Source organism: Rhodoferax bucti (assembly GCF_005876985.1).
Taxonomy (GTDB): Bacteria; Pseudomonadota; Gammaproteobacteria; order Burkholderiales; family Burkholderiaceae_C; genus Allorhodoferax; species Allorhodoferax bucti.
On record NZ_VAHD01000001.1, the window covers coordinates 105982 to 126251 of the forward strand.

Genomic DNA, 20270 nt, shown 5'->3' on the forward strand with positions numbered 1-20270 from the left:
TTATAAACAATTTGTTTAAAATATGCTGGAATGATCGAAAGCTTTGCCAGTGATGAAACCCAGCGCCTGTTTGCCACCGGCAAATCGCGTCGCTTGCCGCCAGACATCCTGAAACGCGCTGCCATGCGGCTTGCGCAATTGGACGCAGCCGTGGAGGTAGACGACTTGCGGGTGCCCCCGTCCAATCGGCTGGAAGCACTGAGCGGTGATATGGCGGGCAAATGGAGCATTCGCATCAACGACCGCTGGCGCCTGTGCTTCCGGTTTGAGCGCGGCCATGCCTTTGACGTTGAAATCGTGGACTACCACTGAGGAGTGAATGAAATGACTGCACAACCCATCACCAACGGCCTGCCTCCGATTCACCCCGGGGAGTACCTGCGCGAAATCTTGGACGACATGGCGCTGACCCAGTCGGCGCTGGCGGATGCGTTGGGCGTCTCGCCGATGCGCATTTCGCACTTGCTCAAGGGCGATCGGCCCGTGACGGCAGAGCTTGCCTTGCGATTGGGGCGCGCCTTCGGCCAAACGCCCCAATACTGGTTGAACCTTCAAAGCAACTACGACCTGAAAACGACCGAAGCCGCTATGAAAGAGAGCATCCAAGCCGTACGCACCCTGGCGGTGGCCTGACCCCATCTCAGGCTCCCACCGTCGTCACCACCTCGGCCTCAAAGCCAAACACATCCACCACCCGCACGCACACCTTGCGCGGACCCGCTTTTGCGGGAGCGGTGACTGTGGCCGTAGTCACCACGCGCAATTCATCTGCATCGTTGGCCGTGTTGCCCCGGTAGTCCTGCCACACCGAGCGGAACACTTTCCCGTCGTAGTCCGGGTCCACCGCCCAGTATTCAATCAGCGCCAGAGGCTCGGCATTGGCAATCTGCTGTAGCTTGATGCGGTTGGCATCATCCAAGTTGATGGCCTCGGGCGAGAGCAACACATAGTTTTTGAGCTGCACGGTGAGCGTTTCGGTATCTCCGTCGGCCTTGCGCGCGGTCGTTCGCGTGATGGGGTGAATGGTGAGGTACTGCAGGCTGGAGAAGCGCACCTGCCCGCGCAGCTTGTCGATGCCACCCTTCTTCTTGAGCCGGTCCATCAGGTCCGGCGGAATCACCAGCACTTCCATCCGTGAGTCGTTGAGCGCGGTAATGGTTTCGCCAATGCTGGGCTCAAAGTTCCAGCCCAGCACCACCACTTTGTCCCAGCCCCCCATCAGGTTGTCGCGCTGGGCAATGGCTTTTTTGAGCGTGGCCATGCCAGTGAGCTTGTTGGGCGAATCAGCCAGCACCAGTGTTTTGCTGCCACGGCGGCCACCGAAATCGATTCCCGCAATCTGGCCCAGATTACGCTGGGGATTCACATCGGTAGGGAGCGGCAACGCGCCGTAGAGCGACAGCACGATGTGCGACAGGTCGCCAATCCGGAAGTCCCGGCCCAGCGTGGCCTTGGCGGCTTCTACCTGGTAGTCACCAATCGCTTGGTAGAGGAAGGGTTTGGCTTCCAGGTCGATCAAGCGCTTGCGCATGATCATGCAGGCGGGTTTGCCGAGGTCGGTGGTGATCCAGCGGCGGCCTAGTTTTTCGGCGACTGCTGCGGTGGTGCCAGAGCCGCCGTTGAAGTCAGCTACCAGTGCACCTTCATTGGACGACGATCGCACGATACGATCAAGCAACTCTTCCGGCTTTTGAGTCTGGTAACTGATTCGCTCATCCGCCAAATGGTGAATTTTCCCAATGTCAGTCCATACCGATTGGATTGCCAAACCAGGCATCTCATCCAAGTAGTACTTGTATCGAACAAGTCCCTTGCCCGTGTAATCCAAGCGTCCCTCTAACTTATAGCGTTCCATTGTCTGGATGGGACAACGCCAAGAACGCGTAATGCCGTTCCACTCATATGTGTACCCCCCGCCCGACAGTCCTGAAGCAGACAAATCAGCAGATCGATAACGCCGACCAGACTCCTGCTCTACATATTTAAATTGACGCTCTACGTACTCACTTGTGTAAGGCGTGTACTGCCTATTCCAAATATTGCTGCGTGTTTTTTTATAGAAAAAAATGACGTCATGCACCGCGCCAAAAGCACTAGCGTCTGAGTGTGCTTCAGAGCGTTTCCACACGATCTCGTTAACGAAATTGTCTTTCCCAAACACCTCATCCATCACCAGCTTCACGTAATGCCCCACATGCCAATCCAGATGCACGTAGATGGAGCCGGTGTCCGCCAGCAACTCCCGCATCAGGATCAGGCGTGGCGTGATCATGGCGAGGTACGAAGCGGTGCCGTCGCTCCACGTATCGGAATACGCAAACTGCTCAATCACCGTGGGTTTTTGCTCCAACTCCAGGCCGGGTAGCGCGACCTTGGTGCGGTAGTCGGCCTTGCTGTCAAACGGCGGGTCGATGTAGATCAAATCCACCTTGCCCCGCAGGCTGGGCGTGGTGTCATCACCCGCTAACAGCGCGGCCATAGCCAGCAGGTTGTCCCCATAAATCAGGCGGTTGGCCCAGGGCGCTTCGGCTTGGGCCGCGCCCAACAGGGGCTGCGCACTCTCCAGCAAGCTGCCTTGCCCTGGCGCAAACACCTCGCGCCGGTCGGCACGGGCTTGGGCCGTAATCCAGTCGGTGGCGGAACTGTCTTTGGCGGGCAGCACCACTTCACGGGTTTGCAGGCTCACGCGATGGCGGCTTTCGATGCTCTCCAGGATTTTTTCGGCTTCTTTGCGGCCTTGGGCCACGATCTCGGGGAGTTGTTCTAGTAGGGATTTGGGCATACAGCGCGCGCCATCGTAAAACCCTTAAAAAGGGACAAAAGTCGTCAACTGTAATTGACATTTGTGGCGATGCGTGCGGATACCGTGCCAGCCATGAATGAGAAGAAGGAATTCAGCGAACGCTTACGCGCAGCCATGAAAGCCAGAAGGCTGGAAGTGAGCGGTGCGGTGCTGGAGCGCGAGTTCAATTCAGAGTGGCTAGGCACCCCGGTACGGCGGCAAACCGCCTGGAAGTGGCTCAATGGGGAGGCCATTCCTACGCAAGACAAATTGCAGGAGCTGGCCAAGCTGCTCAAGCTCAACCCCCACCAACTGCGCTTTGGGGAACAAGTGCAAACCCACTTGCAAGCAGCACAAAAGCGCTGGGATGAGGGTGCGGGTTACACCGAGAGAGATACCTTCGATGCGTTCCTGAAGCTGCCAGCACCGCAGCGCAAAGTGGTTCGAGAGGTGATTCTGGCGTTTGCCAAGGCGCACGGCGAAGACACCACAGCCGACACATCCACGACCCGCTCCTGACCTCCCACAGATCGCCAGTAGCCCGAAAGCTGGCGGATTGCTGACTGCCGCGCCAAGCGGTTTGCCCCCTCCCCTAGGAGGGGATTTATTTTCACGGGCCTGAAAAATTCTTTTCACACCAGCACGCGTGTGAGCTTCTTACATTTGCCGCACTGCACAAACCGCCCCCTTTCAGGCGGTGTGCACCTGCATTCAAAAGTACTTCGGAGACACACATGGTCTGGCAACAAATTTACGACCCTTTCGGGAACATGTTCATATCCACCCTGCTGGCGGCGGTGCCGGTGGTGGTGATGCTGGTGTGCTTGGGTTTTCTGCACATCAAGGCACACATTGCGGCGGGCCTGGGCCTGATTGCCGCCTTTGCGGTGGCCGTGTTCGGCTACGGCATGCCGGCCGGCATGGCGGGCAATGCCGCCTTCTTCGGTGGGCTGACCGGCCTGCTGCCCATTGGCTGGATCGTGCTCAACATCATCTTTTTGCAGCAGTTGGCCGAAGGCAACGGCAGCTTCAAGGTGCTGCAGGACTCGCTCTCGGGCATCACCGAAGACCGCCGCCTGCAACTGCTGCTGATTGCCTTTTGCTTCGGCGCATTCTTTGAAGGTGCGGCCGGCTTCGGTACCCCCGTGGCGGTGACGGCAGGCATTTTGATCGGCCTGGGCTTCTCGCCTCTGGCAGCCTCCGGCCTCTCGCTGATTGCCAATACGGCGCCCGTGGCCTTCGGCGCCTTGGGCACACCGGTGATCACCCTGGCCAAAGTGCACGGCTACGACCTGATGGAAGTCACCGCCATGATCGGCCGCCAACTGCCCTTCTTCAGCCTGCTGGTGCCCTTCTGGCTGATCTGGGCGTTTGCCGGCCGCAAGGCGATGATGGAAATCTGGCCCGCCATTCTGGTGACCGGTTTGTCCTTCGCCATTCCGCAGTATTTGGTGTCCAACTTCATCGGGCCAGAGCTGGTGGACATCATTGCCGCCATCGTGTCCATGGTGTCGCTGGTGCTGTTTTTGCGCGTGTGGCAGCCCAAGAAAGTCTGGCGCTCCACCTCGCTCAAGGGCCACGAAAAGGACGGCGGCGAAGCCCCGGCCCCTGTCGCCCTCAAACGCCACTCGGCCTCTGCCCTGCTGAGCGCTTGGACCCCCTGGCTGATCCTGACCGTGTTCGTGTTCATCTGGGGTCTGCCCGCCGTGAAGAACTACTTCAACGGCATCTGGGCGCCCAAGTTTCCGATTGAAGGCTTGAACAACCTGATCGAAAAAGTGCCCCCCGTGGTGCCCACGCCCCACAAGGAAGCCGCGGTCTATGTGCTCAACGGCCTGTCGGCCACCGGCACTGGCATTTTGTTGTCGGCCATCATCGGTGCCTTGGTCATGGGCTACCGCCCGCTGGCGATTGTGCAAACCTTCTTCCGCACGTTCTGGCTGGTGCGTTACTCGCTGGTCACCATCGTGCTGATGCTGGCTTTAGGCACGCTGACCCGCTTCTCCGGCACCGACACCACACTGGGCCTGGCCTTTGCCGGCACTGGCGCGCTGTACCCCTTCTTCGGCACTTTGATGGGCTGGATCGGCGTGGCCATGACCGGCTCGGACACGGCGTCCAACGTGCTCTTCGGCGGCATGCAAAAAGTGGCTGCCGAGCAGCTGGGCTTGTCCGCCAACCTGATGGGCGCGGCCAACTCTTCTGGCGGCGTGATGGGCAAGATGATTGACGCCCAATCCATCGTGGTCGCGTCCACCGCCACCAAGTGGTTCAACCACGAAGGCGACATCTTGCGCTATGTGTTCTTCCACTCGATCGCGCTGGCGTGCCTGGTCGGCATCTTCGTGACGCTGCAGGCCTATGTGTTCCCCTTCACCTTGATGGTGGTGCACTAAGCACCTCGCGACACTCCGCGCACGGGCTCCTACGCGAAGAGCCCGTGCAAAAACCAGGCGGCATCTTCTGCCGCCTCCAGCCGCTCGCGGTACACCCACACCAGCCCCGCCTGCGGGCTGCGGGCCACAAAGTAGTCGCGCAAGGCGGGCTCGCCTTCGAGCCAGCCGGTCTCCAGACGCTGCGGGCCGGCGAGTAGCGTGAGCTCGCCGTGATAACAAGGAATGCTTTGCGGCGGACCGCTCGGGTGCGAGGCTTGGCGCACCACCAGCCGCTGCGGCACCGGCAGCAGCCAGGTGGGGTACAGGTCGGCCGTGGGGAGCACATCGTGCTCTGCTTCATAATCTTTTGGGCCTCTAGCGCTCATGGAATATGCGCGAGCAGCTCCTGATTTCATAGCATTTTGATTTTCTTTCCGCGTAGTATCCACCCGCCACGGCTGCCAGCGCTGCATGCGTTCGGGCCGGTGGTCGGCCTGCGGGGTGGCGCACTGCACGCTGTGCGCGCCCAGCCGGGCGGCCAGGCGCTCCAGGGTCTGGTGCAGGCTGTCGCCCTTGCGCACATCTTCAGGCAGCAGGCTGTGGCTCTCGCCGCCCAGCGGTTGGGTCTGCAGGCTGCGCAGGCGCAGGTACAGCACCGGCGCCGGCAGGGTGACGCGGGCCAGCTGCTCACCCAGAATGCGCTGCAGGTGGCTCATGTCCTGCGTGGCCTCGGCGGTGCGTAGCTCCAATCGACCTTGCTGGCCGCCCTGGTGGTGGGCGTCCACATGGCGGGTGTTGGCGCGGCGCGCATCCAGCTCCCACAGCAGCTCCAGCGCCAGCACCCCCGACTGGCGGGCGCGCAGCCACACCAGCAGCTGCGCCAGCAGGCGGCGCGCGCCAAACAACAAGGCCGGTGCCGCATCGACACTCGCCGCCAGCTCCAGCGGGGCATCAAACACATCGGGCAGCGTGAGCCAAGGGTAGACCTCGGGGCGCTGGCCGTAGGCGCGGTCTAGCGCATCCACCACCTCGGCACCAAAGCGCCGCACCACGCCCCCACGCGGCAGGGCCCGCAGCTGCCCCCAGGTGCGCACACCCAGGCGGGCCAGCGTGGGCAGGTGGGCCTGGGCCGCGGCCAGGGTGTGCACCGGCAGGGCATCAGGCAGCACCCCACGCACCGGCGCGGCCTGCCCCACCCGGCAGGTATGCACCTGCAAGGCTGCCAGCGCTATCAAAGAAGTAGCGCCTTGCGCATATTCCACCTGCGCTAGCGGCCTATTTGACTCTAAAAGTTGCTGCAGCAAGGCGGTGCGCCCGCCGAACAAGCGCTCGCTGGCAGACACCTCCAACACCAGCGCGTCGCCCACGCGAGCCACCAGCGGCGTGAAGCGCAGGGCCCACCATGCCAGCGCGGTGGACGCATCCACCAACACGGGCTCGGTCGGGGCAGCCGTGGCATCAAGCGACGGCCGCAGCGCGATCCAGTGCATGGCCCGCCTCCGCATTCATAGGCCCATACGCATCGGCCGTACCGCGCGCCGCCACGGCCAGCTCGCCCTGCGCGGGCGGCAGCGGCGGCCACGGGAACGCCTGGCTCTCCACGCCGCCCAGCGCCTGCTGTTGAAATGCGGCGCGCGCGGCCTGAGCATCCGGCGGCGTGGCAGGCCACATGCCCCAGGCTGATACGCCCTCTTGCTCTTTCGGCCCCTCCGCACTCCGGGCCAAGGCGCGACCAGCCGCCAGCAACACGCCCAGCCGGGGGCTGCGTGCCTGCACCTGCAGCGGTTCCGCCAAGGGCGGGCCGCGCCGCTTGAGAATGTCGACCTCCAGCCCGTCCAGCCACCGCTCTTGCACCGAGCCTTGCACTGAACCTTGCAATGGGCCTTGCAGCGGGTGCCGGGCGCGGGCAAGCGGCTGCACCAAGAGGCGCAGCACGGCGGGCGATGCATCGCTGCGCGCCCGGTCTGGCCGCATCACAAACAGCAACTTGTGGTGCTCGGCGGCCGCCAAGTGCAGGCGGCGCAGCTGCTCGCCCCGGGCCTGCGGCAGCCAGGCGAGCACGGCGTCCACCTCGGCGCAGCGCAGCACCTGCTCGGTGGCCCAGAGGCGCCCAGCCCCGTCGGCAGAAAGACTCCCGCCTTGAACCGCCCCGAGCACCGACAGCAGCCGCCCCGCGCGCAAGCCCAGTCGGGAGAGTGCCGGCGCGAACGGCAGCTGTGGCGCCCCCACCAGCACCACCGGACCGCGCCCGCACGCCGCCAACGCGGGCAGCAGCAGGCGCCATTCACTGTGCGCGCCGGCAGGCTGCAGCAGCTCCACCAAGGCGCCCACCGGCCAACCGCCGCCGGGCAAATGCGCGTCCAACAAGGCATCCCCCGTGGCCTGCACCGACTGCACCGGGCTCGCCAGAGTGTGCGCGTGCCAGACACCGGCGTGGATGTCCTGAGGGTCCGGTACACCGGTGGCAGAGGTAGTGGAATGGCGCGCAGCGCTAGTCATGGCAAGGGCTTTAACAAATTACTGTATTTTTAAACAGTATATGGAAAAGGCCCCTGCTATCAAAATCAAGAACAGGGTTTGCAGGCCTGGCGGGCGCTGGCGGCTTGGCCGGTTTTGCTAGAGTGCCTGCCATGAACACCGCACCGTCTTTGGCCGCCCTGAAACCCCTGTTTGCAACTGTCTGGCACGATGCCGGCGCACGCACCGACGGCACCGTGCTGTGCGACGCTCTGTCGGCCGCCTACTCCGAGCCGCACCGGCACTACCACAGCACCCAGCATCTGGCCGAATGCCTGCAAGGGTTTGAAGCAGTCCGGCATCTGGCACAGCGGCCTGCCGAGGTGGCGCTGGCACTCTGGTTTCACGACGCGGTGTATGACGTGCAGCGCCACGACAACGAGGCCCAAAGTGCCGCCTGGGCGCGGCAAGCACTCACCACCGCCGGTGTGCAGGCCGAGGTGGCAGAGCGCGTTTACGAGTTGGTCATGGCCACCCGCCACACCAGCGTGCCCGCCGCGGGCGATGCGCAGTTGCTGGCGGACATTGACCTCTCCATCCTCGGTGCCGACGCACAGCGCTTTGCACAATACGAGCAACAGATCCGCGAGGAATACGCCTTTGTGCCCGAAGAAGTGTTTCGCACCAAGCGTAAAGAGGTACTGCAGTCGTTTGCCGACCGGCCCCGCATCTACAACACCGACCACTTCCACGCCGCACTGGAGACCCGTGCGCGGGCGAATCTGGCGCGGGCGGTGGCTTAACGCACCCCCATGAACACCCTGCCCGACTTCTGTGCTTCCGTCCCGCTGGACAAGGCCTACCGCCTGCTCAACCATGGCCCCACGGTGTTAGTGTCATCCGCGCATGCTGGCGAACACAACGTGATGGCCGCCGCGTGGTCCATGCCACTGGACTTCCAGCCGCCCAAGGTGACGGTGGTGATCGACAAGGCCACCCGCACTCGCGCATTAGTGGAAGGCAGCGGCTGGTTTGCGCTCAACATCCCGGCCCGCGCTCTGGCGCGAACCACGCTGGGGGTGGGTACCGACAGCGCACTCACCACGCCTGACAAACTGCAGCGCCACGGCATTCACACATTTACACCGCAGGAAAGCTCTGTGCCACTGGTGCAAGGTTGCGTGGGCTGGTTGCTGTGCAAGGTGCTACCTGAGCCACACAACCAACAAACCTACGACCTGTTTATCGGCGAAGTGACCCACGCCTGGGCGGACAGCCGTGTGTTCATCAATGGGCACTGGGAATTCGACCAAGCACCGGATGACTTGCGCACGCTGCATTACGTGGCGGGGGGTCAGTTCTTTGTGATCGGGGAAAGCGTAAAGCTGGACACGTGAGCTCCCCTCACGGCCTGCGGTAACTCACCTGCTGCTTGGCCCAGTAGGACGAATTCAAGCTATCCAGCCGCACCGTGCCGCCGGTAGACGGTGCATGCACGAAGCGGCCTTCGCCCACGTAGATGCCTGCGTGGTTGGCGCGGCCGTTTTGGGTGAAGACGACGAGGTCGCCCGTGCGCAGGCTGGGGGCCGGGATGCTAGTGCCCCAGTCGATCAGGCCACCGGTGGTGCGCGGTGCCACCACGTCGGCCCGCTGTTTGTAGACATAACCAATCAGCCCGCTGCAATCGAATCCACTCGCAGGCGTGTTGCCGCCGTAGCGGTAGGGTGTGCCGACCAGTCCGATGGCCATAACAGTCACGTCATTCGCCTGCTCCAGGGTCAAGCGGCTGGCCGGCTGGGGCGCTGCAAGCACCGGAGCCGGTGCGGGCGGCGCGCTGGAGCACGCGGCCATCAACACTGCGGAACCTGCCAGCAATGGAGCCAGGCCTGAGCGCCAAGCACCTCGCATCACAGCGCCTCCACACGTCGACCGATCTCGGGCCAACGGCTGCGGATAAACACCCAGGCACACAGGCCCACGCACATCATCAACACCGAGGCACTGGCCAGCGCCACAGTGGAGTGCATGACGAGCGGCGAAATCACCCCCGCCACGATGCCGTTGGCGGTCGACCCTACAAACATCTGCAAGCTCGACGCCATGCCGCGCCGCTCAAGGTGCAAGTCCAGCACCAGCAAAGTCACCACCGGCACCATGAGTGCCCAGCCGAAGGCAAAGATGGCAATGGGAAACAGCGCCCAGGTCACATGCGCCTTGAACAGCAGGTTGGCCACCAGATTGAGCACCCCAATGACCAGCATGATGGTGAACCCATAGCGGATCTGGCGCTTCGGGCTGATCTTGCCGGCCACCCGGCCACTGACGAAGGCTCCGCCCATGATGCCGCCGATGGTGAGCACAAAAAACCAGAAGAACTGTTGCGGCACCAGCCTCAGGTGCTCGCCCAGAAACACCGGCGCACTCAGCACATACAAAAACATGCCATTGAACGGAATGCCACTGGCCAAGGCCAGCAACAGGAAGCGCGGGTCGGAGCCCAGCTTCCAGTACCCGCGCAGCAGGTTGTTCACATGAAAGTGCTGGCGCTGCTCACAGGGCAAGGTTTCGGGCAGCAGGAAATAGTTGGACGTCCACAGCGCGATACCGACTGCAGCCAAAAACCAGAAGATGCCGTGCCAGCTGGCATGGATCAACAACCAGCCGCCCACCATGGGGGCAATGGCGGGCGCCACGCCAAAAAAGATGGTGACCTGGCTCATCACCTTCTGGGCCTGTGAAGGCGGATACACATCGCGAATCACCGCGCGCGACACCACAATGCCCGCCCCGGTGCACAAGCCCTGCATGGCGCGAAAGAAGATGAGCTGCCCGATGGTTTGTGACAACGCACACCCCACCGAGGCAATAGTGAACGCCGCCAGCCCCCACAGCACCACCGGGCGGCGGCCAAAGCTGTCGGAGATGGAGCCATGAAACAGCGCCATAAAAGCGAACCCGAACAGGTAGGCCGACAGCGTTTGCTGCATCTGCACCGGTGTCGCGCCCAGCGACTGGCTGATGCCCGCAAACGCAGGCAAGTAGGTGTCGATAGAAAACGGCCCCAGCATGCCCAGCAGCGCAAGCAGGATGGAGAACGCCCACTGCGGGGCGCGCCAGAGTTTTTGGGCTTCGGGGGTCATGGGGTGCGAGAGCTCACGGTACAGCCCGCTATTGAACCACGGCCCGCGCGGTGGCCGGCGAACCCGCCTCGTATTTGCGCCACACCCGGCGCAGGTCGCGCGCAGAGGCAAAGCCGCAAGCCTCGGCCACCCGCTCCACCGGCAAGCCTTGGCGGGCCAGCAGCTCTTTGGCGCGGGCAATGCGCAGTTGCTGCTGGTACACCACCACGCTGATGCCGGTGTGCTGGGCAAACAGACGGGTGAGGTGGCGCGGACTCACGCAGGCCACGTCGGCCAGCTCGCTCAAGGTCCAGTTGCGCTGGGGCTCGCGGGCCACCGCGTCTTGCGCGCGGTGCACGGCCGGGTGCATGTGGTTGCGGTGCGCCAGCCACGGCGACATTTGCGGGTCATGCGTGCCGCGGCGCTGGTACATCACCAGCCGGCGGGCCACGCGCGCGGCCAGCTCGGCACCGGCCTCTTGCTCGATCAGGTAGAGCGCGAGGTCAATGCCGGTGGTGATGCCGGCACTGGTAAGCACACCGCCTTCGTCCACAAAAATGCGATCGGCCACCACCTGCGCGCGCGGGGCCAGCGCCTGCAAATCGGCAATCAGGGTGTGGTGGGTGGTGCAGTGCCGCCCGTCCAAACACCCCGCTTGTGCAAGCAGCAAGGCGCCCGAGCATATGCTGGCCATGCGGGTGCCCTGCGGCACAGCGCGCAGCCACTGCACCACCGAGCGGGCGGCGTCGGTGGCGTAGTCCACCGCCTCGTTGCTGTTACCCACCACCAGCACCAGGCTGCGCGCAGCCAAGGTGGCGGGCAATGCCTCCAGCCCCGTAAGGCCGGTGCCCAAGGACGTGGCGATGTCGCCCTGCGGGCCGCAGGCGTGCAAGGCAATCGGCGCACCCATATCGCGCGCCATGCGCAAGGCCTCGGCCGGGCCGGCGTAGTCCAGCATCAGCACATTGGGCGTGAGCACCAGGTAAATGTGGAGCGCAGGCACCTCGCTCATGGCTGTGTACGGCGCCCCAGCAGGCGCTCCACCAGTGGCCCGCCAAACACATTGAGCAGCAGGCCCGCCATCAGCAGCGCGCCCCCGGCAAAGTGCACCGGCCGCAGGGCCTCACCAAACACCACCCAGCCCGTCGTCAAGCCCACCACCGGCACCAGCAAAGTGAATGGTGCCACGCGGTTGGTGGCGTAGCGCGACATCAGGTGCGTCCACAAGCCGTAGCCCAGCAAGGTGGCAATCCAGGCCAGGTAGGCGATGGCTGCAAAGGTGCCCCAACCGATGTGCGCAAGCGCGGTGGCGATGGCCTCCGGCCCCTCCAGCCCCCACGACAAGGCCAGAAACGGCAGCGGCGGCACCAGGCTGGCCCACACCACAAAAGCCAACTGGTTCATGGGGCCGTAGCGGCTCACCGTGCGGGTCACGATATTGCCGCAAGCCCACATGACCGCCGCAGCCACCGTGAGCAAAAAGCCCAACAAGGGCATGGACACACTGCCCGCCGGCCCGCCAGCGGCACTGCCAATCAGCACCAGGCCACAAGCCGCCAGCAGCAAGCCTGCCATCTGGTTGGCCTGCCAACGCTCCTTGAGCCACCATGCGGCCAACAACAGCGTAAAGAAGGATTGCGACTGCAGCACCAGCGACGCCAGCCCCGAGGGCATGCCCACATGAATCGCAGTAAACAAAAACGCAAACTGCCCCACCGAAATGGTGAGGCCATAGGCCAGGTACCAGCGCAGCGGCACCTTGGGCGGCTTGAACAGCAGCACCGCCGGAAACGCCGCCAGCGCAAAGCGCAAGGCCCCCAGCAACAAAGGCGGCACGCCGACCACGCCCACCTTGATCACCGCAAAGTTCACCCCCCACACCAGAATGACCAGCAAGGCCAGCCCCAGATCCTTGGGGCGCATGGGTGCAGCGGCGCTCATGCAGAGGCTCCCGGGCCGGGTTTCACCACGGTGCAGCCCTGGGGTTTGAACACCCGTTCGGCAGACGGCGGGTTGTGGGCCAGCTTGGCCGCCGGGCGCACCGGGCGGCGCACCAGCTCGCCACCACAGTTGGGGCAGGTGCCCTGCAAATGGGTGTCAGCGCAGTCCGCGCAAAAAGTGCACTCAAACGAGCAGATGCGGGCATTCAGGGCGGCGGGCGGCAAATCGGTGTTGCAGCATTCGCAGTTGGGGCGGAGTTGGAGCATGGTGGGGGTCCGGTTATAGGCCAGAGGATAGTCCGGCCAAGCAGGCATCCACCGTGAGGATGCGGGCAAACCGGTCTTGCAACACCAGTTCGGTGCGGGTGGTGATGTCTTCGGCGCTGAAGGTGCGCCCGCTGCCGGCGTGGGTCATGGGGAAGGTGAGTGTGGCCTCGGACACAAAGTCCACCGTGTAGCCCAGGTCGGCCCCCACGCGGGCGGTGGTCTCACAGCACTGCTCGGTGCGGATGCCGCAAATGATGAGCTGGCCCACCCCTTGGCGGCGCAGCCACAAGTCCAGGCCGGTGTCGGTAAAGGCGTTGTGGGTGTGCTTGTCAAAACGCACATCCGGGTCCGCCGGCAGCCAAAGCAGTGGCTTGACCCAACCCGAGTCTTCGCGAAACGGCCCGGCCTGCCCCACATGAAAGATGTGCACCACCGGCACACCCGCGGCACGGCAACCCGCCTCCAAACGCAAGAGCGCAGCCTCAAACGGGGCATGAATGCCCTGCGACCAGAAGGGCATTTGCGTGAACGATTGCTGCACATCTATGACGATAAGCGCAGGCTTCAGGGTAGATACGGAGGACATGGAAGGACACCTTTTATTAAGCAATGCCTGAATGCTAGCGCTCACGCTGTATGCGCGAAAGCACATCCATCGCCACAAACAGGACAAAAACCGCCAACAATGCGAATGCACGCTCCACCCCGGAATAGTAGCCCCCCTCTATTCCGGGGTGGCATGGTCGCGCAAAGCGCTCATTTGCACGCAAAAGCCAAGACAATGCAAAAAACAACCCATAAAAAGGAGACAAAAGATGGCTCAAGCCAAACTCATGCTGGACTACGTCTACAGCCACGAGACCGCCCACGCGGACCAGATTTTTCTGACCCAGCCCACCGGAGGCGGCCAGGTGGTGGACTACACCTGGAAGCAGACCATGGACCAGGCCCGCCGCATGGCGGCCCACCTCAAGGCACAAAACTTGGAGCCGGGTGCGCGGGTGGCCATCCTGTCCAAAAACTGCGCCCACTTCATCATGGCCGAGCTGGCCATCTGGATGGCGGGCTGCACCACGGTGGCCATCTTCCCCACCGAAACGGCCGACACCGTGCGCTATGTGCTGGAGCACAGCGAGGTCAGCCTGCTGTTTGTGGGCAAGCTCGATACCTTTGACCAGCAGCAGCCCGGCATTCCTGCGGGCCTGCCCCTGATTGCCTTCCCGCTCGCCCCGAAAAACAGCTACGAGAGCTGGGACGCCATCACCGCCCGCACCAAGCCGTTGACCGGCAAACCCACCCGGGGCGGCACGGACATCGCCATCCTGATGTACACCTCCGGCTCCACCGGCCAGCCCAAAGGCGTGATGCACAGCTTTGAGCGCATCACCGCGGCGGCCGAGGGCATCAACAACGACACCAAAAACCGCATCGGCGCCAACACCCGCAACCGCATGCTGTCTTACCTGCCGCTGGCGCACGTGTTTGAGCGGGCGTGGGTGGAGTCCGCCTCGCTGGTCAATGGCGATACGCAGTTGTTCTTTGCCGAGTCGCTGGACACCTTTATCCAGGACCTGAACCGCGCCAAGCCGATCACCTTTATCTCAGTGCCGCGCCTGTGGCTCAAGTTCCAGCAGGGCGTGTTCGCCAAAATGCCGCCCAAAAAGCTGGACCGGCTACTGAGCATCCCCATCCTGGGCAAGATCGTGGGCCGCAAGGTGCTCAAGGGCCTGGGCCTGGACCACGCCTTGCTGGCCGGCAGCGGCTCCGCGCCCATTCCGGCCGAGCTGATCGCCTGGTACCGCCGCCTGGGGCTGAACCTGATTGAGGGTTACGCCATGACGGAGGACTTTGCCTACTCGCACAACTCCACCGACAAGATCAACGCCCCCGGCTGCGTGGGCGTGCCGCTGGCCGGCGTGCAAGTGCGCATCAGCGAAGAAGGCGAGGTGTTGATTAAGTCGCCCGGCCAGTTTGTGGGCTACTACAAGCGCCCCGACCTGGACGCCGAGGTGTTCACCGAGGACGGCTTCTTCCGCACCGGCGACAAGGGCGAGCGCCGCGCCGATGGCCTGCTCAAGCTCACCGGCCGGGTGAAAGAGCTGTTCAAAACCTCCAAAGGCAAGTACGTGGCGCCCGCCCCGATCGAGAACCGCCTGAACGCCTGCCCCCGCATTGAAACCAGCATGGTGTCCGGCGTGGGCCAGCCCTCGGCCTACGCCATCGTGGTGCTGGCCGAGACCGTGCGCCCGCAAGTGAAGGCGGACCCCGCCTTCAAAGCGGAGGTCCATGCCGAACTGGAGCAACTGCTCGACGCCGTGAACGCCGAGCTGCCGGACTACGAAAGGCTGCAGATGCTGGTCGTGGCCCCGGAGCCATGGTCGATTGAAAACGGCATGCTGACCCCCACCATGAAAATCAAGCGCGCCCGCATTGAATCCGCCGTGGAGCCGCAACTGGCAAGCTGGTACACCGGCAAAGACAAAGTGCGCTGGGCCTGAGCCGGCCATGTGAATGCGGAGGGCCTTCGGGCCCTTTTTGCTTTTTGGGGCCTTTACAAAACTTCATCCGATTCGGTGCAGGGGTATTGAACTTCCCGTTAGCACTCGCCTCTTACGAGTGCTAATATTGAATCCGAACACAAGGAGGTTCTACATGTCCGCATTGATCGCTGCTCCCCGCACCGCCCTGGCCACGGCCAATCCGTGGTCTTTGGTGCCGCCACTGGGGAACCTGGACGCCTATATTTCTGCGGCCAACCGCCTGCCCATGCTCACGCTGGAAGAAGAGCAGGAGTACGCCCGCAAGTTCAAGAATGAGAACGACCTGGAAGCTGCCGGTAAGTTAGTGCTCTCTCACTTGCGTTTGGTGGTGTCGGTGGCGCGCCAATACCTGGGCTACGGTCTGCCCCACGGCGACCTGATCCAGGAGGGCAACGTGGGCCTGATGAAGGCCGTCAAACGCTTCGACCCCGACCAAGGCGTGCGCTTGGTGAGCTACGCGCTGCACTGGATCAAGGCCGAGATCCACGAATACATCCTGAAAAACTGGCGCATGGTGAAGGTGGCGACCACCAAAGCCCAGCGCAAGCTATTTTTCAACCTGCGCTCCATGAAGCAACGCTTCAAGGGCGAAGACGCTGCCGCCGATCTGGACACCCACCGCGACACGCTCAACCCCGAGCAGGTGAACACCATGGCACGCGAGTTGAACGTGAAGCCCGAAGAAGTCCTGGAGATGGAAGCACGCCTGGCCGGTGGCGACGTGCTGCTGGACCCCAGCCCCTCGGAAGATGGCGAAGACGCCTTCGGCCCGATTGCCTACCTGACCGACACCAACCACGAGCCGGTCGCCATGATCGAAGCGCGCCAGCGCGATGTGCTGGCCACCGACGGCATCGCCACCGCCTTGGCCAGCCTGGACGAGCGCAGCCGCCGCATTGTGGAAGAGCGCTGGCTCAAGGTGAACGATGACAACTCCGGCGGCATGACGCTGCACGACCTGGCCGCCGAATATGGCGTGAGCGCCGAGCGCATCCGCCAGATCGAAGTGGCCGCCATGAAGAAGATGAAAACGGCCCTCGCAGCCTACGCCTGATCGCGCGGCGGTAGACGCCGCCCGACTTCACGCACAATGCCCCTGCCGGCCCCGCCTGCAGGGGCTTTTTCTTGGACCCAGAGCTGATGACCCACACACGCCGCACCGCTGCAGTCGCTATGCTTTCCATAGCTGCTTGCGCACTACCTATGGGCGCTAGCGCCCAAAAAGCACCTCAAACTGCCGCATGGCCGACCAAGCCGGTGCGCATCATTGTCGGCTTTCCGGGCGGGTCCTCGCCGGACCTGACAGCCCGCGCCTTTGCCGAGCCGCTCTCCAAAGCCCTGGGCCAACCGGTGATTGTGGAAAACAAAGTGGGCGCCGCCGGCAACATCGCCGCCGATGCGGTGGCCAAGGCCACCGATGACCACACCCTCGGGCTGATGATCAACGGCAACATGACGATTGCCAAGCTGCTCAACCCCAAACTGAGCTACGACCCGCTGAAGGACCTGACGCCGGTGAGCCTGCTGGGCGTGTCGCCCCTAGTGCTCGCCGCCCCCGTCAGCGCACCGGGCGCGACTGCCGCAGAGTTTTTGGCTGCGGCCCGTGCGTCCGGCGACAAGTGGAACTACGGCACCCCCGGCGTGGGCACCGTGGGCCATTTGGGCATGGAGTTGCTCAAGGCCAAGGCGCGCATAGCCCCCTTGCATGTGCCCTACGCGGGTTATCCGCAAGTGGCCACCGCCATGATCGCGGGCGACTTGCAGCTCAGCCTGCTGCCCCCTGCCCTGGCTTCGGCCCAAATCAAGGCCGGCAAGCTCAAAGCCATCGGCATTACGGCCAGCGTGCGCAGTGCGTTGGTGCCCGACATTCCCAGCCTGTCGGAGGCGGGGGTGAAAGACCTAAACCTGGAGATCTGGAACGCGGTGGCCGCCCCCAACAGCCTGCCCAAGCCGGTGGTGGCGCGCTTGTCGGCGCTGTTCAGCGAGATTGCGCGCAGCCCCGAGATGCGCCAAAAGATGTTCCAGCAGGGCTGGACGGTGCAAGGCACCTCTGCCGAGGGTTTGGCCAACCGGGTGAAGGCGGACACCACTTTGCTGGGCGGCATCATTGCCCAGCAAAACATCAAAACCGACTGATCAGGACGGCTTCAGCAACTGCTGAATGTCGGCCGCCAGCACCTTGGCGCCACTGCCGTAGCGGGTGAAAAGGCGCAAGTTGCCTTGGGTGTCGTAGATGTAGCTGCCAGCCGAGTGGTCCATGGTGTAGCTGGTGTCGGTTTTGCCGTTGACCCGCTTGTAGTAGACCTTGAAGTCTTTGGCCAAAGCTTCCAGCTTCTCGGGCGTGGTGTAAAGCGCCAGGAAGGTGGGGTCGAAATTCTCCATGTAGCCCTTGAGCACTTCAGGCGTATCGCGGGCAGGGTCGACCGTGACAAACAGGCCCTGCAGCTTGTCGCCATCCGCACCCAGCGCCTTCTTCACCTCTGCCAGCTCCGCCATGGACGTGGGGCACACATCCGGGCACTGGGTGTAGCCGAAGAACATGACCACGACCTTGCCCTTGAAGTCGCCCAGGTGGCGGACTTTGCCGTTGTGGTCAGTCAGCTCAAAGTCTTTGGCGTAACTGGCGCCGGTGATGTCTACCGAGGCAAACGAGGGCTTGGCTTCCGAGCAAGCACTCAATAGGCCTCCAGCGCTCGCCAGTATTGCGCCAGCAGCTATGAATTGAATAGCAGAACGTTTGTTCATAAGAGGTAATGGTCCAGCAGCAGCGCTGCAAAAAGCACGCTCAAATGGATGAGCGAAAAGCGGAAGGTGGCGCGCGCCAGTTCATCCGAGTAGTTGCGCAACAAGCGCACCGCGTACCAGCAAAAACCCAGACACAGCCCCACAGCCACCACCAGGTAGAGCCAGTGACTCATGCCGTAGATGAAGGGCAGCAGGCAGGCGGCCAGCAGCATAAAGGTGTAGAGCAGGATTTGCAGGCGGGTGAACTCGCTGCCATGGGTGACCGGCAACATGGGCAGGCCGGACTTGCGGTAGTCCTCTACCCGGTACAGCGCCAGCGCCCAGAAGTGCGGTGGTGTCCACAAAAAGATGATCAAGAACAGAATCAGCGCTTCGGGCCCGACGTCCCCGGTCATGGCGGACCAGCCCAGCACGGGCGGCATGGCCCCCGAGGCGCCGCCGATCACGATGTTTTGGGGCGTGAGTGGCTTGAGGATCACGGTGTAGACCACCGCATAGCCCACGAAGGTGGCAAAGGTCAGCCACATGGTGAGCGGGTTGACCCAAAAGTACAAAATGGCCGAACCGGCCGCGCACAAGAGTGCGGAAAACACCAGCGTCTGCGTGTCGCTCAACTCGCCGCGGGCCGTGGGCCTCCACGAGGTGCGCTTCATCTTGGCATCAATGCCTTTTTCTACGATGCAGTTGAAGGCGGCAGCGGCACCCGCCACAAGATAAATGCCAAGGCAGGCAACGGCGGCCAGCATCACCTGCGCCCCGGTGGGTGCGCCGGGCACGGCCAGCACCATGCCGATCAGGGCGCAAAACACAATCAACTGGATGACGCGCGGCTTGGTCAGCGCATGGAATTGAGCCAGCACAGAGGGCTTGGGGACTGCTTCATTCAGGGTCATACGGGAGTCTCTTTTTCTACTTCTACGGAGCGGGCCGGGCGGCAGATCACCAGCACCCAGACCAGCACCATCACCAGCGCGCCAGCGCCACCGGTGTGCATCACAGCGGCCAACAGGGGCCAACCGAGCACCACATTGCTCAGGCCGGTGGCAATCTGCAAGGCCAGCAGGGCTGCGAGCCAGCGGGCCGGCTTGCGCAGGCCATCGAACCGGAACAGTGCCCAGGCCAAGCCCACCAACGCCAACGCAGTCACCCCGGCCAACAAGCGGTGCGCCATGTGAATGGCAGTGAGCGCCTGAAAACTCAGATGCTCACCGGCAGCGGTCAGACCCAGCGGGCGCCAGATTTCCATGGCAGCCTTCCAATCCATGGCAGGCCACAGCGTGCCCTGGCAACCGGGGAACTCGGCACACGCCAGCACCGCGTAATTGGTGCTGACCCACGCGCCCGAGGCGGCTTGCAGCATCAAAAGCCCCAAGGCGGCCAGCGTCCAGGCGAATACACGAGGGGGGATGGTTTGCGCCGCACCCCGATTCGCCGATGCACGCCCAGCGGAGGCCGAGGTCGCCTGAATGGTCAACAAAGCCAGCAGAACATAGCCGCCCAGCAAGTGCAGCGTCACGATGGCGGGGAACAGCTTCATAGTGACGGTTAAGGCGCCAAACGCACCCTGCACACACACCCAGACCCAGGTTGCCGTGGGCCACCACGGGTTCGGAGCCTGCGCAAGACCGCGCCTGCGCATCCACCAGGCGGATACTGCCATCACGGTAATCAGCGCGCCCACCGCCGTAGCCATATAGCGGTGGACCATTTCAATCCAGGCCTTGCTGTGCGTGACCGGGCCGGTAGGCATGGCATGCTGGGCCATGGCGATGTCGTGGCTGGCGCCCAAGGGGCTGGCGTTGCCGTAGCAGCCAGGCCAGTCCGGGCAACCCAGGCCGCTGTCGGTGAGCCGGGTAAAGGCGCCGAACAGCACCAGGTCGAAGGTCAAAAACAAGGTGACGACGGCCAGCGCCTGGTAGCGGCTGGCAGGCCCCGCGGCCCGGTGGCGCAGATACACCCACAGCGCCGGCACCGAAGCGGCGACACCGCCGACCAGCATCACGCGGAACAAAGGCGATAAATCGTACAAAGCAGGTTGCATGGCC

Annotated in this window: 21 protein-coding genes; 9 read left to right on the forward strand and 12 right to left on the reverse strand. The window is 63.4% G+C overall.

The window, feature by feature from the left end; genetic code table 11:
* Positions 1 to 30: 30 nt before the first annotated feature.
* Together FDM28_RS00480 and FDM28_RS00485 are read left to right on the forward strand one after the other, a co-directional pair.
* Positions 31 to 312 carry a type II toxin-antitoxin system RelE/ParE family toxin gene (locus FDM28_RS00480; RefSeq protein ID WP_138511985.1) on the forward strand — a complete coding sequence of 94 codons (282 nt, stop codon included), beginning with the start codon at positions 31 to 33 and terminating at the stop codon, positions 310 to 312.
* A 12-nt stretch (positions 313 to 324) separates the two neighbouring features.
* Positions 325 to 633 carry a HigA family addiction module antitoxin gene (locus FDM28_RS00485; RefSeq protein ID WP_138511987.1) on the forward strand — a complete coding sequence of 103 codons (309 nt, stop codon included), beginning with the start codon at positions 325 to 327 and terminating at the stop codon, positions 631 to 633.
* A 7-nt stretch (positions 634 to 640) separates the two neighbouring features.
* Here FDM28_RS00485 and FDM28_RS00490 read toward each other — a convergent pair whose 3' ends face one another.
* Positions 641 to 2782 (reverse strand): site-specific DNA-methyltransferase, encoded by a 2142-nt coding sequence (locus tag FDM28_RS00490; RefSeq protein ID WP_138511988.1) that lies wholly within the window; start codon positions 2780 to 2782, stop codon positions 641 to 643.
* A 69-nt stretch (positions 2783 to 2851) separates the two neighbouring features.
* Here FDM28_RS00490 and FDM28_RS00495 point away from each other — a divergent pair, with 69 nt between their 5' ends.
* Both FDM28_RS00495 and FDM28_RS00500 read left to right on the forward strand, forming a co-directional pair.
* Positions 2852 to 3301, forward strand: a complete 450-nt coding sequence (locus FDM28_RS00495) for a transcriptional regulator (RefSeq protein ID WP_240791908.1) — start codon at positions 2852 to 2854, stop codon at positions 3299 to 3301.
* Positions 3302 to 3516: 215 nt separating this feature from the next.
* A complete protein-coding gene (locus FDM28_RS00500; protein ID WP_138511990.1) occupies positions 3517 to 5178 on the forward strand; it encodes an L-lactate permease in 1662 nt (553 codons plus the stop codon).
* A 29-nt stretch (positions 5179 to 5207) separates the two neighbouring features.
* Here FDM28_RS00500 and FDM28_RS00505 read toward each other — a convergent pair whose 3' ends face one another.
* Positions 5208 to 6647 (reverse strand): Y-family DNA polymerase, encoded by a 1440-nt coding sequence (locus FDM28_RS00505; protein ID WP_138511992.1) that lies wholly within the window; start codon positions 6645 to 6647, stop codon positions 5208 to 5210.
* Positions 6616 to 7656 carry a translesion DNA synthesis-associated protein ImuA gene (gene imuA / locus FDM28_RS00510; RefSeq protein WP_206021886.1) on the reverse strand — a complete coding sequence of 347 codons (1041 nt, stop codon included), beginning with the start codon at positions 7654 to 7656 and terminating at the stop codon, positions 6616 to 6618. Before imuA ends, FDM28_RS00505 begins: the two co-directional genes overlap by 32 nt.
* Positions 7657 to 7787: 131 nt before the next feature.
* Between imuA and FDM28_RS00515 the strand changes: the two genes are divergently transcribed.
* Both FDM28_RS00515 and FDM28_RS00520 read left to right on the forward strand, forming a co-directional pair.
* Positions 7788 to 8417 carry an HD domain-containing protein gene (locus FDM28_RS00515; RefSeq protein ID WP_240791857.1) on the forward strand — a complete coding sequence of 210 codons (630 nt, stop codon included), beginning with the start codon at positions 7788 to 7790 and terminating at the stop codon, positions 8415 to 8417.
* A gap of 9 nt (positions 8418 to 8426) precedes the next feature.
* Complete coding sequence (locus FDM28_RS00520) at positions 8427 to 9011, forward strand: flavin reductase family protein (RefSeq protein WP_138511994.1); 585 nt, start codon at positions 8427 to 8429, stop codon at positions 9009 to 9011.
* 7 nt (positions 9012 to 9018) lie between these two features.
* Here the strand turns inward: FDM28_RS00520 and FDM28_RS00525 are convergent, their stop codons facing one another.
* Genes FDM28_RS00525 through FDM28_RS00550 form a run of 6 tightly spaced genes read right to left on the reverse strand, consistent with a single transcriptional unit; the run spans position 9019 to position 13526 of the window.
* Positions 9019 to 9522, reverse strand: a complete 504-nt coding sequence (locus FDM28_RS00525; protein WP_138511996.1) for a C40 family peptidase — start codon at positions 9520 to 9522, stop codon at positions 9019 to 9021.
* Positions 9522 to 10754, reverse strand: coding sequence for a multidrug effflux MFS transporter (locus FDM28_RS00530; RefSeq protein WP_138511998.1), 1233 nt, complete (start codon positions 10752 to 10754; stop codon positions 9522 to 9524). The genes FDM28_RS00525 and FDM28_RS00530 overlap by 1 nt, the downstream gene beginning before the upstream one ends.
* A 28-nt stretch (positions 10755 to 10782) precedes the next feature.
* Positions 10783 to 11745, reverse strand: a complete 963-nt coding sequence (locus FDM28_RS00535) for a GlxA family transcriptional regulator (RefSeq protein ID WP_138511999.1) — start codon at positions 11743 to 11745, stop codon at positions 10783 to 10785.
* Entirely contained in the window at positions 11742 to 12656 is a 915-nt protein-coding gene (locus FDM28_RS00540; RefSeq protein WP_138514161.1) for an EamA family transporter, read from the reverse strand. The genes FDM28_RS00535 and FDM28_RS00540 overlap by 4 nt, the downstream gene beginning before the upstream one ends.
* 14 nt (positions 12657 to 12670) lie before the next feature.
* On the reverse strand, positions 12671 to 12940 hold the full coding sequence (locus FDM28_RS00545; RefSeq protein ID WP_138512001.1) for a DUF1272 domain-containing protein: 270 nt from the start codon (positions 12938 to 12940) through the stop codon (positions 12671 to 12673).
* A gap of 13 nt (positions 12941 to 12953) precedes the next feature.
* Positions 12954 to 13526, reverse strand: coding sequence for an isochorismatase family protein (locus FDM28_RS00550; RefSeq protein WP_138512003.1), 573 nt, complete (start codon positions 13524 to 13526; stop codon positions 12954 to 12956).
* 229 nt (positions 13527 to 13755) lie between these two features.
* Between FDM28_RS00550 and FDM28_RS00555 the strand changes: the two genes are divergently transcribed.
* The 3 genes from FDM28_RS00555 (at position 13756) to FDM28_RS00565 (ending at position 17616) form a co-directional block, all read left to right on the forward strand.
* Positions 13756 to 15438 carry an AMP-binding protein gene (locus FDM28_RS00555; protein WP_138512005.1) on the forward strand — a complete coding sequence of 561 codons (1683 nt, stop codon included), beginning with the start codon at positions 13756 to 13758 and terminating at the stop codon, positions 15436 to 15438.
* A 154-nt stretch (positions 15439 to 15592) separates the two neighbouring features.
* Positions 15593 to 16534, forward strand: a complete 942-nt coding sequence (rpoH, locus tag FDM28_RS00560; protein ID WP_138512007.1) for an RNA polymerase sigma factor RpoH — start codon at positions 15593 to 15595, stop codon at positions 16532 to 16534.
* Between the two features lie 86 nt (positions 16535 to 16620).
* Positions 16621 to 17616, forward strand: a complete 996-nt coding sequence (locus tag FDM28_RS00565) for a Bug family tripartite tricarboxylate transporter substrate binding protein (RefSeq protein ID WP_138512008.1) — start codon at positions 16621 to 16623, stop codon at positions 17614 to 17616.
* Here the strand turns inward: FDM28_RS00565 and FDM28_RS00570 are convergent, their stop codons facing one another.
* From FDM28_RS00570 to FDM28_RS00580, 3 genes are read right to left on the reverse strand one after another with little or no spacing between them, the layout of a single operon-like run.
* Positions 17617 to 18225: an SCO family protein gene (locus FDM28_RS00570; protein WP_138512010.1), complete on the reverse strand. Its 609-nt coding sequence runs from the start codon at positions 18223 to 18225 to the stop codon at positions 17617 to 17619.
* Positions 18222 to 19118, reverse strand: coding sequence for a heme o synthase (gene cyoE / locus FDM28_RS00575; protein WP_138512012.1), 897 nt, complete (start codon positions 19116 to 19118; stop codon positions 18222 to 18224). The genes FDM28_RS00570 and cyoE overlap by 4 nt, the downstream gene beginning before the upstream one ends.
* Entirely contained in the window at positions 19115 to 20266 is a 1152-nt protein-coding gene (locus FDM28_RS00580; protein WP_138512014.1) for a COX15/CtaA family protein, read from the reverse strand. Before FDM28_RS00580 ends, cyoE begins: the two co-directional genes overlap by 4 nt.
* Between the last annotated feature and the right edge of the window lie 4 nt (positions 20267 to 20270).

What these genes read in the sequence shown, in the direction of transcription:
- FDM28_RS00480 (WP_138511985.1), top strand. Translation starts at nt 31, where the DNA reads ATGATCGAAAGCTTTGCCAGTGATGAAACCCAGCGCCTGTTTGCCACC.
- FDM28_RS00485 (WP_138511987.1), top strand. Translation starts at nt 325, where the DNA reads ATGACTGCACAACCCATCACCAACGGCCTGCCTCCGATTCACCCCGGG.
- FDM28_RS00490 (WP_138511988.1), bottom strand. Translation starts at nt 2,782, where the DNA reads ATGCCCAAATCCCTACTAGAACAACTCCCCGAGATCGTGGCCCAAGGC.
- FDM28_RS00495 (WP_240791908.1), top strand. Translation starts at nt 2,852, where the DNA reads ATGCGTGCGGATACCGTGCCAGCCATGAATGAGAAGAAGGAATTCAGC.
- FDM28_RS00500 (WP_138511990.1), top strand. Translation starts at nt 3,517, where the DNA reads ATGGTCTGGCAACAAATTTACGACCCTTTCGGGAACATGTTCATATCC.
- FDM28_RS00505 (WP_138511992.1), bottom strand. Translation starts at nt 6,647, where the DNA reads ATGCACTGGATCGCGCTGCGGCCGTCGCTTGATGCCACGGCTGCCCCG.
- imuA (WP_206021886.1), bottom strand. Translation starts at nt 7,656, where the DNA reads ATGACTAGCGCTGCGCGCCATTCCACTACCTCTGCCACCGGTGTACCG.
- FDM28_RS00515 (WP_240791857.1), top strand. Translation starts at nt 7,788, where the DNA reads ATGAACACCGCACCGTCTTTGGCCGCCCTGAAACCCCTGTTTGCAACT.
- FDM28_RS00520 (WP_138511994.1), top strand. Translation starts at nt 8,427, where the DNA reads ATGAACACCCTGCCCGACTTCTGTGCTTCCGTCCCGCTGGACAAGGCC.
- FDM28_RS00525 (WP_138511996.1), bottom strand. Translation starts at nt 9,522, where the DNA reads ATGCGAGGTGCTTGGCGCTCAGGCCTGGCTCCATTGCTGGCAGGTTCC.
- FDM28_RS00530 (WP_138511998.1), bottom strand. Translation starts at nt 10,754, where the DNA reads ATGACCCCCGAAGCCCAAAAACTCTGGCGCGCCCCGCAGTGGGCGTTC.
- FDM28_RS00535 (WP_138511999.1), bottom strand. Translation starts at nt 11,745, where the DNA reads ATGAGCGAGGTGCCTGCGCTCCACATTTACCTGGTGCTCACGCCCAAT.
- FDM28_RS00540 (WP_138514161.1), bottom strand. Translation starts at nt 12,656, where the DNA reads ATGCGCCCCAAGGATCTGGGGCTGGCCTTGCTGGTCATTCTGGTGTGG.
- FDM28_RS00545 (WP_138512001.1), bottom strand. Translation starts at nt 12,940, where the DNA reads ATGCTCCAACTCCGCCCCAACTGCGAATGCTGCAACACCGATTTGCCG.
- FDM28_RS00550 (WP_138512003.1), bottom strand. Translation starts at nt 13,526, where the DNA reads ATGTCCTCCGTATCTACCCTGAAGCCTGCGCTTATCGTCATAGATGTG.
- FDM28_RS00555 (WP_138512005.1), top strand. Translation starts at nt 13,756, where the DNA reads ATGGCTCAAGCCAAACTCATGCTGGACTACGTCTACAGCCACGAGACC.
- rpoH (WP_138512007.1), top strand. Translation starts at nt 15,593, where the DNA reads ATGTCCGCATTGATCGCTGCTCCCCGCACCGCCCTGGCCACGGCCAAT.
- FDM28_RS00565 (WP_138512008.1), top strand. Translation starts at nt 16,621, where the DNA reads ATGACCCACACACGCCGCACCGCTGCAGTCGCTATGCTTTCCATAGCT.
- FDM28_RS00570 (WP_138512010.1), bottom strand. Translation starts at nt 18,225, where the DNA reads ATGAACAAACGTTCTGCTATTCAATTCATAGCTGCTGGCGCAATACTG.
- cyoE (WP_138512012.1), bottom strand. Translation starts at nt 19,118, where the DNA reads ATGACCCTGAATGAAGCAGTCCCCAAGCCCTCTGTGCTGGCTCAATTC.
- FDM28_RS00580 (WP_138512014.1), bottom strand. Translation starts at nt 20,266, where the DNA reads ATGCAACCTGCTTTGTACGATTTATCGCCTTTGTTCCGCGTGATGCTG.